The sequence below is a fragment of the Shinella sp. CPCC 101442 genome, from assembly GCF_024704725.1.
GTDB lineage: Bacteria > Pseudomonadota > Alphaproteobacteria > Rhizobiales > Rhizobiaceae > Shinella.
Genome location: NZ_JALIQS010000012.1, coordinates 1 through 13,654, shown reverse-complemented (window position 1 = coordinate 13,654; position 13,654 = coordinate 1). Strand labels below are relative to the sequence as shown.

The 13,654-nt window shown below is 63.6% G+C and carries 14 protein-coding genes; 4 read left to right on the top strand and 10 right to left on the bottom strand.

Features of this window, described 5'->3' with window-relative positions:
• Window positions 1-94 precede the first annotated feature (94 nt).
• From MUO32_RS26805 to MUO32_RS26795, 3 genes are all read left to right on the top strand, one after another.
• A complete protein-coding gene (locus MUO32_RS26805) occupies window positions 95-769 on the top strand; it encodes a hypothetical protein (RefSeq protein WP_257951429.1) in 675 nt (224 codons plus the stop codon).
• 82 nt (window positions 770-851) lie between these two features.
• The gene (hpt, locus tag MUO32_RS26800) at window positions 852-1,397 is read left to right on the top strand and encodes a hypoxanthine phosphoribosyltransferase (protein ID WP_257951428.1); all 546 of its coding nucleotides are present in this window, start codon (window positions 852-854) and stop codon (window positions 1,395-1,397) included.
• 179 nt (window positions 1,398-1,576) lie between these two features.
• On the top strand, window positions 1,577-1,936 hold the full coding sequence (locus MUO32_RS26795; protein ID WP_257951427.1) for a response regulator: 360 nt from the start codon (window positions 1,577-1,579) through the stop codon (window positions 1,934-1,936).
• A 31-nt stretch (window positions 1,937-1,967) separates the two neighbouring features.
• Here MUO32_RS26795 and MUO32_RS26790 read toward each other — a convergent pair whose 3' ends face one another.
• From MUO32_RS26790 to argH, 4 genes are all read right to left on the bottom strand, one after another.
• Complete coding sequence (locus MUO32_RS26790) at window positions 1,968-4,577, bottom strand: TIGR02302 family protein (RefSeq protein ID WP_257951426.1); 2,610 nt, start codon at window positions 4,575-4,577, stop codon at window positions 1,968-1,970.
• Between the two features lie 102 nt (window positions 4,578-4,679).
• On the bottom strand, window positions 4,680-5,948 hold the full coding sequence (gene lysA, locus MUO32_RS26785) for a diaminopimelate decarboxylase (RefSeq protein ID WP_257951425.1): 1,269 nt from the start codon (window positions 5,946-5,948) through the stop codon (window positions 4,680-4,682).
• Between the two features lie 73 nt (window positions 5,949-6,021).
• Complete coding sequence (locus tag MUO32_RS26780; protein ID WP_257951424.1) at window positions 6,022-6,207, bottom strand: lipoprotein; 186 nt, start codon at window positions 6,205-6,207, stop codon at window positions 6,022-6,024.
• Between the two features lie 105 nt (window positions 6,208-6,312).
• Window positions 6,313-7,716, bottom strand: a complete 1,404-nt coding sequence (gene argH / locus MUO32_RS26775; protein ID WP_257951423.1) for an argininosuccinate lyase — start codon at window positions 7,714-7,716, stop codon at window positions 6,313-6,315.
• 24 nt (window positions 7,717-7,740) lie between these two features.
• On the opposite strand from argH, the gene MUO32_RS26770 reads away from it, so the two are divergent.
• Window positions 7,741-8,415: a TlpA disulfide reductase family protein gene (locus MUO32_RS26770; protein ID WP_257951422.1), complete on the top strand. Its 675-nt coding sequence runs from the start codon at window positions 7,741-7,743 to the stop codon at window positions 8,413-8,415.
• Between the two features lie 168 nt (window positions 8,416-8,583).
• Here the strand turns inward: MUO32_RS26770 and MUO32_RS26765 are convergent, their stop codons facing one another.
• The 6 genes from MUO32_RS26765 to MUO32_RS26740 all read right to left on the bottom strand — a co-directional run.
• On the bottom strand, window positions 8,584-9,606 hold the full coding sequence (locus MUO32_RS26765; protein ID WP_257951421.1) for a sulfate/molybdate ABC transporter ATP-binding protein: 1,023 nt from the start codon (window positions 9,604-9,606) through the stop codon (window positions 8,584-8,586).
• Entirely contained in the window at window positions 9,603-10,499 is an 897-nt protein-coding gene (cysW, locus tag MUO32_RS26760) for a sulfate ABC transporter permease subunit CysW (protein WP_374708728.1), read from the bottom strand. The genes MUO32_RS26765 and cysW overlap by 4 nt, the downstream gene beginning before the upstream one ends.
• A gap of 2 nt (window positions 10,500-10,501) precedes the next feature.
• Window positions 10,502-11,323 (bottom strand): sulfate ABC transporter permease subunit CysT, encoded by an 822-nt coding sequence (gene cysT / locus MUO32_RS26755; RefSeq protein ID WP_257951420.1) that lies wholly within the window; start codon window positions 11,321-11,323, stop codon window positions 10,502-10,504.
• Between the two features lie 133 nt (window positions 11,324-11,456).
• Window positions 11,457-12,440 carry a thiosulfate ABC transporter substrate-binding protein CysP gene (gene cysP / locus MUO32_RS26750; protein ID WP_257951419.1) on the bottom strand — a complete coding sequence of 328 codons (984 nt, stop codon included), beginning with the start codon at window positions 12,438-12,440 and terminating at the stop codon, window positions 11,457-11,459.
• Window positions 12,441-12,581: 141 nt separating this feature from the next.
• Window positions 12,582-13,454 carry a 3-hydroxybutyryl-CoA dehydrogenase gene (locus MUO32_RS26745; RefSeq protein WP_257951418.1) on the bottom strand — a complete coding sequence of 291 codons (873 nt, stop codon included), beginning with the start codon at window positions 13,452-13,454 and terminating at the stop codon, window positions 12,582-12,584.
• Window positions 13,455-13,470: 16 nt separating this feature from the next.
• Window positions 13,471-13,654, bottom strand: a 184-nt coding sequence (locus tag MUO32_RS26740) for a hypothetical protein (RefSeq protein ID WP_257951417.1), incomplete at its 5' end; no start/stop codon positions are given.

Sequence of the window (13,654 nt, the reverse complement as noted above, 5' to 3'; positions counted from 1 at the left end):
TTAACCAGTATGGTTTACGTTTCGTAAGGATTTCATTCAATGCCCGACTTTTCGCGGATGATTTGCGTGTGAGAAGGGGGAAGCGGAGTTCGCGATGAACGCTTTCAAAGCAAGGCGCGAGGCGAAAGGCCGGATCGACCTGCTGCCGCCCGAGCCGAGGAGGCCGGCGGAAACACACAAGAGGCGCGCGCCCGCCCGGCTCGAAGTGGTCGACGCCGATTTTGTCGTGATCCGCGCCGGCACCACCCGCACCTCCAACGACAATGTCCGCCCGCAACGCACGGCGCAAGCGCCCGATGGCGTCCGGCACGCTCTCGTCCAGGTCGCGGCCGCCATCGCCCGGTTCTGTGAAGCCGGCCTGCAGCTTCTTTCCGGCCGCGCCTTCGCCGGCCTCGTCGCCGCGATCTTCGTTTTCGTCTTCGCCTATGCGGGCGGCCTGACGGCGCTCAGGGCAGCCCTCCCCGCAACCGGCACCGGAACGTCGCTGCGTATCGCCGATGTCATCACCACGATCGACGACCGCAACGGCATGAAGGTGCTGGCCGTCTATGGCCGCCTTCACAATGACGCTGATACGGTGCAAGCGGTGCCTGTGATCGACATTGTCGTTGAAGGCACCGACAAGCCGCTGCACCGCCGCGTGGCTCTGGAAACCGCCACGCTTGCCCCCGGCGCCAGCGAACACTTCGCGCTTCGCGTCCCGTATGGCGGCGGAAAAGTGCCGAAAGTCTCGGTTTCGCTTGCCGCCGAGGGTGCACCCGCCAACTGACTGTGCTAAGCGGCACCTTTGTTTCTGCGCAGATCCGCGCCGCACCAGCCGGAGCCTGCGCCACCCAAGGAGCCGCCTCGCGATGCAGATTGTCCGCGGAAAGAAGATCGAAACGCTCTACGACGCCGGCCAGATCGCCAAGCGCAACGAAGAGCTTGCCGCGCAGATCGCCGCCGGCCCGACGAGCGACCTGCTCGTCATCGCCGTCCTCAAGGGTTCCTTCATCTTCGCCGCCGACCTGACGCGCGCCCTGCATGCCGCCGGCCTCGCTCCGGAGGTGGAGTTCATCACGCTTTCCAGCTACGGCACCGGCACGGTCTCCCAGGGTGTGAAGATCACCAAGGACATCGATAGCGACGTGCATGGTCGCGATATCCTGCTGATCGACGATATCCTGGAATCCGGCCGCACGCTGAGCTACGCCAAGGAACTGATGTACGAGCGCGGCGCGCGCAACGTCACGATCGCCGTGCTGCTCGACAAGCGCGAAAAGCGCAAGACCGATCTCGAAGCCGATTATGTCGGCTTCGAATGCCCCGATCATTTCGTCGTCGGCTACGGCATGGACGTCGCCTACGCCTTCCGCGAACTGCCCTTCGTCGGCATCGTGACGGGCGACGCCGAATAGGCCATCGCCGACCCCCTCGAATTCCCCCCATCGGTCGTTTACCGATCGACAAGGAAAGTCTGATCTTTTCAGGCAAGCCGCTGCGTCGGAATGAACCGGTTCGCAGTGTTGCGCTTTTGATGTCGCGCCTCTCACGATGCGCACGGGACACGGCCGGATGAGCGGCCGAAGGGGAACCGATGGCGAAGATTCTGATCACCGAAGACGAGGATTCGCTGCGCATCTTCGTGGCGCGTGCGCTGCGACTGGATGGTCATGAGACCGTCGAGGCGCCGGATGGCGCAGCCGGTCTCGACGCGCTCACCGACGGCGGCTTCGACCTTCTGCTTTCCGATATCCGCATGCCCGTCATGGATGGCATCGAGCTTGCCCACAAGGCATCCGCCGCGCATCCGGCGTTGAAGATCCTGCTGATGACCGGCTATGCCGACCAGCGCGAACGCGCCGACGACCTCTCGCAGAAAATCGTCGACGTCGTCAGCAAACCCTTCAGCCTGCCGGATATCCGCCGCGCCGTAGCACAGGCCCTCGCCGCCTGATCTTTCGCTAAAATTCTGAATTCCGGCTTGCTCAGCGAATGCCGAGCAGCCGCTCCAGATAGTCCCGCTCGAAGCCCGGCGACGTACCGGCGCCGAGCCGGCGGCGGATTTCGTCGAGAATCTCGCGCGCCCGCTGGATGTCGATTTCCTCCGGGATTTTCGTCGGGCCGCCGAAATCAGGCCCCTGACCGTTGGTGTTGCGCTCGCGGCCAAGCGGATCGCGGCCATTGCGCCCGGCCTGCGGCATGCCTTCGCCCGGTCCCTGGCCCTCGCCCATCGCCTGCATCTGGCTCATCATGCTCTGCGCGCCCTGGCGCAACGCTTCCAGCGCACGCCCCTGGCTGCCGACGGCCGGCTCGCCCTGACCATCCCCGAGCGCTTCGGAGGCGCCCTTCATCTCGCGGCCGGCCTTGCCGAAACCCTCACCCGGATCGAGGCCCATGTCCTTCAGGCCCTTCTGCACCTCGCCAAGCTGCTTGCCCAGGCCGTCCTGCTGCGCCTTGAGGTCTTTCAGCGCCTGACGCAGCTGTTCGGCCGTCATCTGGTCCGTCGGTTGCTGGCCCGCGCCGTTGTCGCCGGGCTGCTGCTGCTCGCCCTCTTCGCCCGGCATCGGATCGCCGCGCTGCTGGCGGTCACGGAGCGCCTGATCGAGCTTGAACGTCTCTTCCATCAGCTTCTGCTGCTGCTGCATCAGCTGGCCGAGCTTGTCCATCTGCTGGCGCATGGCGTCGTTCTGCTGGCCCTGGCCCTGCTGCGGGCGGCCGGCCTGAAGATTGTTCATCATGCGCTGGAGCTCGGAAAGCATCTGCTGCGCCTGATCCTTGGCGCCGGAGCGGGCCAGATTTTCGATCTGGTCCATCATACGCTGCAGATCCTGCTGGCGCAGCACCTGACCCTGCTGCTGGGCGCTCTCCCGCATCTGGCCGTTCTTGGCCGCCTGCTTGGCAAGCTCCTGCATATAGGCCTGCATCGCCTCGCGCAGTTCCTTCATCAGCCCGGCGATCTCCTCATCGGAGGCATTGCGCTCCAGCGCTTCGGACAGCGCCTTCTGCGCTTCGCGCAGGCGCCGGTCGGCGAGCGAAAGATTGCCGTCCTCGATGCCGAGCGCGATCTCCCAGAGATAATCGGCGGTCTCGCGCATCTGGTCGTCCGTGCGCGAAAGCTTCATGCGCGCGGCTGCCGATTGCAGCAGCAGATAGTGCGTCAGGTTCGGGATCGTCTCCTCCGGGCGGATCGTCAGCGCCTCGTTGAGCGCAATGGCGAAAGGAAGCCGGTTGGCATCGAGCGCGAAAACCTGCCGCTGTTCGGCGACGGCGGCGGCGAGCGGTTCGAAAAAGGTCTTTTCAGGCAGGATCATCTCGACCGGCTGGCTGCGGCCCTCCTGCCCGGCCGCATCCTTCGCGACCAGCGTGATCTTCACGCGCTTGCCAGAGAGCGGGTGTTCGGAAAGATTGCGGCTGGTCGTGCCCTTGGCCTCACGCGCACTGCGGCGCGGCAGATCGAGGCGGTATTCCGGCAGCGGGTAGAGCGGACGGGCATCCTTCGCCTCCTCGACCGGCACGATTTCCGCACGAGCCTCCTGAAGCCCGTAGTCATCCTTGGCGATAAAGCTGATTTCGAGCGCCGAGGCGACCGTCTTCTTGGGAATGCCGTTGAAGGCGATATCCGGCACGCGATCCGGTATGACCGAGAAGGTCCAGGTGCGGCCATCGACCGTCAGCGTGCCATCCTTCAGGATCTCGTAGTGCATGGTCTTGGCGCCGGCGACAACCGGCACCTTGGCGCCACTCGCGGCGCTCCCGGTCTTTTCGTCCTTCGGTTTCTCTTCCTCGGGGCGGATCGTCGTGGCGGTACTGTCGCCCGCAACCTGATAGCTCACGGGTTCATCGCCGCTGCCCCCGGTCACGCGGACGGTCAGCTCGCTGAACTGGGGGATGCGGATTCCGCCCTTGCCTGCCTCCGCCTCGCCGCCCTGCCCGTTGCCGGTGAGGAAGACAGGTGCGCGCGACGTATGTGCCGGCGGCGTCACCCAGGCATCGATACGCACATCCGGTGCCGATTCGAGCGGAGCCCGGAAGGAAATCGTATCGGCAAGCAGGCCGCCGCGGTTGGAGTAGGAAAAGGCAAAGGCAATCACGACGAGCAGCACCGGAATGGCGCGCAGCGCATGGCGGTCGTGACGCGCTATATCGGGTTCAGGCGCGCCGGTGTGCAGCGAGCCGACAAGCCGCGCCATGCGGGCCTGATGCTCGCGCCAGAGCACCTCCGCAAAGGCATCGCCGCCCGCCGGTCGGTCGTCCTGTACGCGGATCGCCTGGTGGGCGAGCGCATTGCGCGCTTCCAGCATGCGATAGGCATCATCGGTCGAGGGCCAGGCGAGACCGCGAAGACGCAGCAGAAGCGCAACGAAGCCACCCGCGAAGGCGACGAGCGTGGCAATATGCAGCCAGGCCGGCGCATGGCGGAAATAGCCGAACCACGTCAGCGCGAAAAAGGCCGCGACGAGAAGGAGAACCGGCAGCAATCGTGGCGCCAGCGCTTCGATATAGAGGATGGTCTGGGCGGCGAGGCGTTTGCCCGCAAGCCGGCGCGCCAGCGGATTGTCGCTCGCCCCCGCCTTGCGCTGCTTTTCAATCGCCATCGTTCGCCGCTCTCCGCATGATTTCACAGGCTAAAAGATAACACGCTTTGTGGCGAAGACGAGGGCGCGCGCAAAATCGTGATCACGCGCCTCAAGCTTTTGTCAGGCGAGCCAGGCCGGGACGGAATCGAGGCCGATCAGGTCGTCATAGGTGAGACGCGGGCGGATGACGTGGAATTCCGCGCCATTGACCAGCACCTCGGGGATCAGCAGGCGGCTGTTGTAGGTGCCGGCCTGCACCGCGCCATAGGCACCCGCCGAACCGACGGCGATGAGATCGCCGGGCTTCGGCTGCGCCATTTCACGGTCCTGCGCCAGATAGTCGCCCGTCTCGCAGACGGGACCGACGACATCGGCGCGAATGCGCGGCGCGTTGGCGGCGGAAATGACGACGGGCTGCACCTCGTGCCAGGCTTCGTAAAGCGTCGGACGGATGAGATCGTTCATGGCGGCATCGACGATGACGAAGGTCTTTTCGCCGCCGTCCTTCACATAGATCACCTCGGTAACGAGGATGCCGGCATTGCCGACGATCAGGCGGCCGGGCTCGGTGACGATCTTGCAGTTCAGACCCTTGAGTTCGTTCTTGACGATCTCCGCATAGGCATCCGGCAGCGGCGGCGGCGCGTTGTCGGTCTTGTAGGGAATGCCCAGACCGCCGCCGACATCGACATGATCGATCGTATGGCCATCGGCGCGCAATGTATCGACGAGTTCGCGCAGCAGCCGGAAAGCGTCTTCGAAGGGTTGCAGCTCGGTGATCTGGCTGCCGATATGCATGTCGATACCGGTGACCTGGATGCCCGGCAGGCTGGCCGCACGGGCATAGACGGCGCGGGCGCGCTCCCAGGAAATACCGAACTTGTTTTCCTTCTTGCCGGTCGAAATCTTGGCATGGGTGCGGGCGTCGACATCCGGATTGATGCGGAAGGAGACATGCGCGACCTTGCCGGCCTTGACGGCGCGGGCATTCAGCACGTCGAGTTCCGGCTCGGATTCCACGTTGAAGCAATAGATTCCGGCCTCAAGCGCCAGATCCATCTCGCGCGGCGTCTTGCCGACGCCGGAGAACATGATGCGCGAGGCGGGCACGCCCGCGGCAAGCGCACGACGCAGTTCCCCCTCCGAAACCACGTCGATGCCGGCGCCGAGCCTGGCGAGCGTCTTCAGCACCGCCTGGTTCGAATTCGCCTTCATCGCGTAGCACACCATGGCATCGACGCCATCGAAGGCCTTCGAAAAGACCTTGTAGTGGCGCTCCAGCGTGGCCGTCGAATAGACGTAGAAGGGCGTGCCGACCGCCTTGGCGATTTCAGGAACCGGCACGTCCTCTGCATGAAGAATGCCGTCGCGATGCTCGAAATGGTTCACGGTTGCTGTCCGTTGCAAGCAATTCCAGCAAAAGTGCGAAGCGGTTTTGCGTCCGGAATTGCGTTAAGAAACATTAGAGAAGGGGATCGAGAATGAAGGGCCTGTCCTCGACCTGCTCGACCTTCTTGCCGTCGATCGTCTTGAAGACCGGTTTTGCGCCGCCCGGCAGGTCGAGATCGCCCTTGCGGCCGCAGGCAGTGAGAACCGCTGCGGAAAGGCAGAGCACAAGAGCCAGCCTGCCGATATCGATGCGTGTCATGAAGCGTTCCCTGGAAACTCGGGTGGTCGGGTGGGCATCATCCTTAGCGAATTCGCCCGCCCTTGTGCACCCTTAATCTGCTGATGAGTCCTGCAAGCAACCTGATCAGTTCCGCTGCCGCCACCAGGCGATCTGCTTCCTGACCTCGGAGGGCGCCGTGCCACCAAAACTCTTGCGGCTGGCGACCGAGGCCTCGACCGTCAGCACGTTGAAGATGTCGGCGGTGATCGAGGCATGGATCGCCTGCAGGTCCTCCAGCGACAGTTCGGCGAGGTCGCAACCCTTGCTCTCGGCAAGCGCCACGGCGCGGCCCGTCACATGGTGGGCGTCGCGGAAGGGAAGCCCGGCCTCGCGCACCAGCCAGTCGGCAAGGTCGGTGGCGGTGGAATAGCCGGAGCCGGCCGCCGCCTTCATCTTGTCCGTGCGGATCGTCATGTCGCGCACCATGCCGGTCATCGCGGCAATCGCCAGTTCGATGCTTTCGGCGGCGTCGAAAACCTGTTCCTTGTCTTCCTGCATATCCTTGGAATAGGCGAGCGGCAGGCCCTTCATGACAGTGAGCAGCGCGATCAGCGAGCCGTTGATGCGGCCGGTCTTGGCGCGCACCAGCTCGGCGGCGTCCGGGTTCTTCTTCTGCGGCATGATCGAGGAGCCGGTGGAGAAGGCATCCGACAGACGGATGAAACCGAACTGCGGCGTCGACCAGATGACGATCTCTTCGGCAAGGCGCGACAGGTGGACAGCGGCGATCGCCGCGATCGACAGAAATTCCAGCGCAAAATCGCGGTCCGACACGGTGTCGATCGAGTTGCGCGTCGGCTCGCGGAAACCGAGCGCCTTGGCCGTCATGTGCCGGTCGATGGCATAGCCGGTGCCGGCGAGTGCTGCGGCGCCGATCGGGCTCTCGTCGAGATGTTCGATGGCGTGGCGCACGCGCTGGCGGTCGCGGCCGAACATTTCCACATAGGCCATGCAATGGTGCCCAAAGGTCACCGGCTGCGCCGTCTGGAGATGGGTAAAGCCGGGCATGACGGTGTCGGTATGCTCTTCCGCGCGATCAAGGAAGGCGGCGATCAGGCCGGTCAGCGCCTTTTCCGTCTTCTGCAGCTCTTCCTTCACCCAGAGGCGGAAATCGAGCGCCACCTGGTCGTTGCGCGAACGGGCGGTGTGCAGGCGGCCGGCGGCCGGGCCGATCAGCGTCGCAAGGCGTGCCTCGACGTTCATATGGATGTCTTCGAGACGGCGCGAGAACTCGAACTGGCCGCTTTCGATCTCTGACAGGATCGTGTCGAGACCGTGAACGATCTTTTCCTTATCGTCCGCCGAAATAATGCCCTGATGGGCGAGCATTTCGGCATGCGCCTTTGAGCCGCGGATGTCCTGGGCGTAAAGCTTCTTGTCGAAGCCGATGGAGGCATTTATCTCCTCCATGATCGCATCCGGTCCCGAGGCGAAACGGCCGCCCCACATCTGGTTCGAGGATTTCGTCTCGGAATTGCCGTCAGCCATGGGATGCCTATCCTGGAGAAAGAAATGACAGTGAAGAAGAAACTCGGCCTGCCCGCCACGAAGCTCATCGCCATCGCGGGACTGGCCGGACTTCTCGCCGGTGGTGCAGCGATATACGTGAAGGAAAGCCTGTCTGGCAATGGCGCGGTGGCCTCCGCCGATCCCGCCGCCTGCGCCGCCGCTGCCGAAAAAGCAGCAGCCATCACGCCCTTCTCGAAGGGCCAGGTCGCCGCCATGCGCACCGTCGACGAACATCGCCCGCTGCCCGACCTCATCTTCGACGGACCGGACGGCAAGAAGAAAACGATCGCCGACTTCGCCGGCAAGACCCTGCTCGTCAATCTCTGGGCCACCTGGTGCGGCCCCTGCCGCGAAGAAATGCCCGCACTCAACGCGCTCGAAAGGGAGCTCGGCAGCGACAGGTTCGAGGTCGTGGCGATCAATATCGACACCGGTGACGACGAGAAGCCAAAAGCCTTCCTCAATGAAACGGGCGTCAACGAACTCGGCTACTACCGCGATGCCTCGATGGGTGTCTTCAATACGCTGAAGAAGGAAGGCCTTGCCTTCGGCCTGCCTGTTACGCTGCTGATGGACGACAAGGGCTGCCTGATCTCCGCCATGAACGGCCCCGCCGCCTGGGACAGCGAGGACGCCAAGGCCTTGATCAACGCCGCGCTGGCAACGCCAAAGAGCTGAACGCAGCACGCACGATGGGCGGGGTTCCCCCTCACCCCGCCTCCGCTTCGCTCGGCGGACCTCTCCCCGCGGGGGAGAGGGGAACAGAGATGTTGCGGCATATCCCTTCTCCCTCACGGGGAGAAGGTGCCGGCAGGCGGATGAGGGGGCTTGTTTCCTGCGATGCCGTCAAGCCGCCGCGTAGACGCGCGGCCGGCGGATGTCGATGAAGCCTTCCTCGCCCTTGCGGTGCGGGAATTCCGGCGCGGTATCGAACTCGACGGCTTGGCCGCTGCCGGTCATCGCCAGCACGCGGCGCGAATCCGGCCGGTCGATGACGCGCAGGATACGCGCGGCAATGCCGTGGCCGTGCTCGCGCCAGCTGACATCCGCCGGGCGGAAGAGGATCTGCCCGCTGCCATCGGCGACGCCTTCGGCATCGAAGGCGACTGCATCGACATAGGCCTTGCCGCCGCGGATATCCGCATCGAGCTTGTTGGCATCGCCGAGAAAATTCATCACGAAGGCATCGGCGGGGTTGCGGCAGACCGCTTCCGGCGTGCCCTCCTGAACGATCTTGCCCTTGTTGAGAATGACGACGCGATCGGCGAGGTCGAGCGCCTCTTCCTGGTCATGCGTGACGAAAAGCGTGGTGATGCCGAGTTCGTCATGGATTTTTCGAAGCCAGCGGCGCAGGTCCCGCCGGACATTCGCATCGAGTGCGCCAAAAGGCTCGTCGAGCAGCAACACGCGCGGATCGACGGCAAGTGCGCGGGCAAGCGCCACGCGCTGGCGCTGGCCGCCGGAAATCTGGGCGGGGAAACGATCCTTGAGACCACTCAGCTGTACGAGGTCGAGCAGTTCCTTGACGCGATCGGCAATCGCCTGCGGCGAGCGCTTCACCTTGGAGACCTTCATGCCGAAGGCGATGTTCTCGCCCACCGTCATATGCGGAAACAGCGCATAATGCTGGAAGACGAAGCCGACGCCGCGCTCGCGCACGGGAATGTCGGTGGCGTTCTCGTCGCCGAAATAGATTGCGCCAGCATCGGCATATTCGAGGCCGGCGACCATGCGCAGGATCGTCGTCTTGCCGGAGCCGGACGGACCGAGCAACGCTACCAGCTCGCCGCTGCCGATATCGAGCGAGACGCCGTGCACGGCACGAAACGTCTCGAACTCCTTGACCACATTGTCGAGGCGGATCTTCAAGGTTTGACCTCCGGAATGATGCTGTCGGCGCCGGCAAGTGCTGCGGGACGCTGGACGCGCCCTGCGCCCTGCCGCTCCAGCGCCACTTTGACGACGAGCGTCACGATGGCGAGGCAGGCGAGAATGGATGCGGCGGCGAAGGAGCCGGCCGCGTTGTAGTCGTGATACAGCAGCTCGATATGCAGCGGCAGCGTGTTGGTCTGGCCGCGGATATTGCCCGAGACGACGGAGACCGCGCCGAACTCGCCCATGACGCGCGAATTGCAGAGCACGACGCCATAGAGCAGCGCCCATTTGATGTTCGGCAATGTCACGGAGAAGAAGGTCCGCCAGCCGCTCGCCCCGAGCGATGTCGCCGCCTCTTCGAGATCACGCCCCTGCGCCTGCATCAGTGGAATCAGCTCGCGCGCCACGAAGGGTGCCGTCACGAACATGCTGGCGAGCACGATGCCAGGCAGCGCAAAGAGGATCTTGATCTCCATCGATTGCAGAACCGGACCGAACAGGCCCTGCAAGCCGTAGACGAAGAGATAGGCCACGCCCGCGACAATCGGCGAAACCGAGAAGGGCAGCTCGATAATGACGGTGAGCAGCCGCTTGCCGCGGAAATCGTGTTTGGTGATCGCCCAGGCGGCCGCCACACCGAAGGCCGTGTTGATCGGCACGGCGATAAGCGCGGCGATGACCGTCAGCAGAATGGCGTGGCGCGTATCCGGATCGGCGATCGACTCGGCGAAATAGACTACACCGCGCGAAAACGCCTCGACCGCGATGACGACCAGCGGCGCGACGATCATCAACCCGACGAACACGAGCACGATGCCGAGCAGCGAACGACGGAAGACCGTGTTGTCGCCCACCCGCGGCGGCTTGCCTTTTCTGTTGTGCACCATGGTCAGCCCCGCACCGTGTAGCGCAGGGCGCGCGCCTGCATCAGGTTGGTGATGGCGAGCATCACGAAGGCCGTCAGCAGCATGACGGAGGCGATCGCGGCGGAGGCCGGATAGTCATATTCCTCGAGCCGGATGAAAGCGAGCAGTGCGGTAATTTCCGTCGAGAACGGCTGGTTGCCGGCGATGAAGATGATGGCGCCGAACTCGCCGAGGCTGCGCGCGAAGGAGAGCGACACGCCGGCGAGCAGCGCCGGCGTCAGAAGCGGCAGGATGACGCCGACGAAGATCGAGAGGTCACTGGCTCCCAGCGTCTGCCCGGCCTCCTCCAGCGCCGGATCCAGTTCTTCCAGCACCGGCTGCACGGTGCGCACGATGAAGGGAATGCTGGTAAAGCTCATCGCGACGATGATGCCGAGCGGCGTATAGGCGACTTTGATGCCGAGAAGCGACAGCGGCGCGCCGAACCAGCCGTTGGTGGCAAACAGTGTGGTGAGTGCAATGCCCGCAACCGCCGTCGGCAGCGCAAAGGGCAGGTCGACCAGCGCATCGACCAGCCGGCGGCCTGGAAAACGATAACGCACCAGCACCCAGGCGAGCGCCATGCCGAAGACGAGGTTGAAGACCGTTGCGGCGAGCGCACAGAGCACCGTCACGCGGTAGCTGGCGAAGGCGCGATCCGACGAAATGATGCGCCAGTAATCCGCCGGCCCGAGGCTTGCCGCCTTGAAGACGAGCGCAGCCAGCGGCAGCACCACGATGATGGCCACATAGACAAGGGTGATGCCGAGCGCGAGCGGCAATCCGGGCAGTACACGCCGTCTCAAAGCGCGCGTCCTTTCTCAAGCAATTCCAGGAAAAGGGCGTGGCGTTTCCGACCGGAATACGTCGCGCTTTTCATGCCAACAACCGGCGGGCTCCATGCCCGCCGGTTGCCGGAAAAACAATGGCTTTGGGCGATCAGCGGCTGCCGTAGATCTTGTCCAGCATGCCGCCTTCAGCGAAGTGTTCTTCGGAAATCTTCTTCCAGCCGCCGAAGACGTCATCGACGTTCACGAGGCGGATTTCCGGGAACTGGTCCTTGAACTCGGCGGCAACCTTTTCGTCATGGACGCGGTGGCCGAATTCAGCGGCGATCTTCTGGCCTTCCGGCGCATAGAGGAAGTCGAGATAGGATTTTGCGAGATCCCGGCTGCCATGGCTGTCTGCCACCTTGTCGACAATGGCGACAGGGAATTCGGAGAGAAGCGAGACCGACGGTACGACGCTCTGGAACTTGTCTTCGCCATACTGCTTGGCGATCGACTTGGTCTCGGCTTCGAAGGTGATGATCACGTCGCCGATTTCGCGCTCGACGAAGGTCGTCGTCGCTGCGCGGCCGCCCGTGTCGAAGACCGGCACATTGTCAAAGATCTTGGTGATGAATTCCTCGACCTTGGCCGGATCGTCCTTGAACGCTTCCTTGGCGTAAGCGGTGGCCGCCAGGTAGGTGTAGCGCGCATTGCCCGAGGTCTTCGGGTTCGGGAAGATGACCTTCACGTCGTCACGGGCAAGGTCCGCCCAGTCCTTGATGTTCTTCGGGTTGCCGGCGCGCACCAGGAAGGACGGGAAGGAGTAAAAGGGCGAAGCATTGTTCGGGAATTTCTGCTGCCAGCCTTCGGCGACAAAACCGTTCTTCACGAGGAAGTCGATGTCCGTCACCTGGTTGAAGGTCACGACATCGGCTTCAAGGCCTTCAACGATGGCGCGCGCCTGCTTGGAGGTGCCGCCATGCGACTGGTCGATGGTGACGCCCGGATGCGCCTTCACGAAGGCTTCGTTCTCGGCGGCGAAAAGCTCGCGCGCCACGTCATAGGAGGCGTTGAGCAGCTTGTCGGCGGCATGCGCGGAGAACGGAGCGGCAAGGCCGAGAAGGGCCACGCCGAGAAGGAGCAAACGTTTCATCTGAAAAACCCCGAATGGAAATTGAATTCGGGCAGACAATAGCGACGGGAGCGACGCCATCCGAGGCATGGCCTGCCGCCACTCCGGCGGCAGGCGAAACAATTTTCCCTGAAACGGACAGCTCGGGGATTCTTCCGCCGATCAGCGGGTGGGAACCGGGACCTCGCCGCGGTAGTCGTAGAAGCCGCGGCCGGACTTGCGGCCGAGCCAGCCGGCTTCGACATATTTTACCAAGAGCGGGCACGGGCGATACTTGGAATCGGCGAGCCCGTCATGCAGCACCTGCATGATCGAAAGGCAGGTGTCGAGGCCGATGAAATCGGCAAGCTGGAGCGGGCCCATCGGATGGTTTGCGCCGAGCCGCATCGCCGTGTCGATGGCGTCCACCGAACCGACGCCTTCATAAAGCGTGTAGATCGCCTCGTTGATCATCGGCAGCAGGATACGGTTGACGATGAAGGCCGGAAAATCTTCGGCAACCGTAATCGTCTTGTCGAGCGTGGCGACGAATTCCTTGGCGGCCGAGAAAGTCTTTTCCTCGGTGGCGATGCCGCGCACGAGCTCGACCAACTTCATGACCGGGACCGGGTTCATGAAGTGAATGCCCATGAAACGCTCCGGCCGGTCGGTGGCGGATGCGAGACGGGTGATCGAAAGCGACGACGTGTTGGTGGCGAGAATCGCCTCCGGCTTCAGCACGGAACAGACCTGACCGTAGATCTTGCGCTTGACGGTCTCGTCTTCAGTGGCGGCCTCGATGACGAGATCGGCGTCGGAGAGATCGTTGATGTCGGACGAACCCTTGATCAGCGCCATCGCCTTCTTGCGCTCATCCTCGGTCATCTTGCCGGAGGACACCTGGCGGGCGAAATTGCCGTTCAGCGTCGCGAGGCCGGTTTCGATGCGCTCGGGCGACAGGTCGTAGATATGGACCTTGTACCCGGCAACGGCCGCGACATGCGCGATGCCGCATCCCATCTGGCCTGCACCCACAATACCGACGTTCTTGATCATAGCGGCTATCGCCCCGTCATTTGCGCCCGCAGCGCAGGCAAAAAAACACCGGGCCGGTCAAGCCGGCCCGGTGAAGTGATAAAGCGCCGCGACGCATTTTTCCAGTGAAATCATCGTCGCAAAACGAGACCTTGGTCGGCTCAGAGCGCCTTCTGCAACTCGGGCAGAGCTTCGAAGAGATCGGCGACGAGGCCGTAGTC

Bases quoted from the DNA above. Each gene is read 5' to 3' on its own strand.
- MUO32_RS26805 (WP_257951429.1), top strand. From the start codon at position 95: ATGAACGCTTTCAAAGCAAGGCGCGAGGCGAAAGGCCGGATCGACCTG.
- hpt (WP_257951428.1), top strand. From the start codon at position 852: ATGCAGATTGTCCGCGGAAAGAAGATCGAAACGCTCTACGACGCCGGC.
- MUO32_RS26795 (WP_257951427.1), top strand. From the start codon at position 1,577: ATGGCGAAGATTCTGATCACCGAAGACGAGGATTCGCTGCGCATCTTC.
- MUO32_RS26790 (WP_257951426.1), bottom strand. From the start codon at position 4,577: ATGGCGATTGAAAAGCAGCGCAAGGCGGGGGCGAGCGACAATCCGCTG.
- MUO32_RS26780 (WP_257951424.1), bottom strand. From the start codon at position 6,207: ATGACACGCATCGATATCGGCAGGCTGGCTCTTGTGCTCTGCCTTTCC.
- argH (WP_257951423.1), bottom strand. From the start codon at position 7,716: ATGGCTGACGGCAATTCCGAGACGAAATCCTCGAACCAGATGTGGGGC.
- MUO32_RS26770 (WP_257951422.1), top strand. From the start codon at position 7,741: ATGACAGTGAAGAAGAAACTCGGCCTGCCCGCCACGAAGCTCATCGCC.
- cysW (WP_374708728.1), bottom strand. From the start codon at position 10,499: ATGGTGCACAACAGAAAAGGCAAGCCGCCGCGGGTGGGCGACAACACG.
- cysP (WP_257951419.1), bottom strand. From the start codon at position 12,440: ATGAAACGTTTGCTCCTTCTCGGCGTGGCCCTTCTCGGCCTTGCCGCT.
- MUO32_RS26745 (WP_257951418.1), bottom strand. From the start codon at position 13,454: ATGATCAAGAACGTCGGTATTGTGGGTGCAGGCCAGATGGGATGCGGC.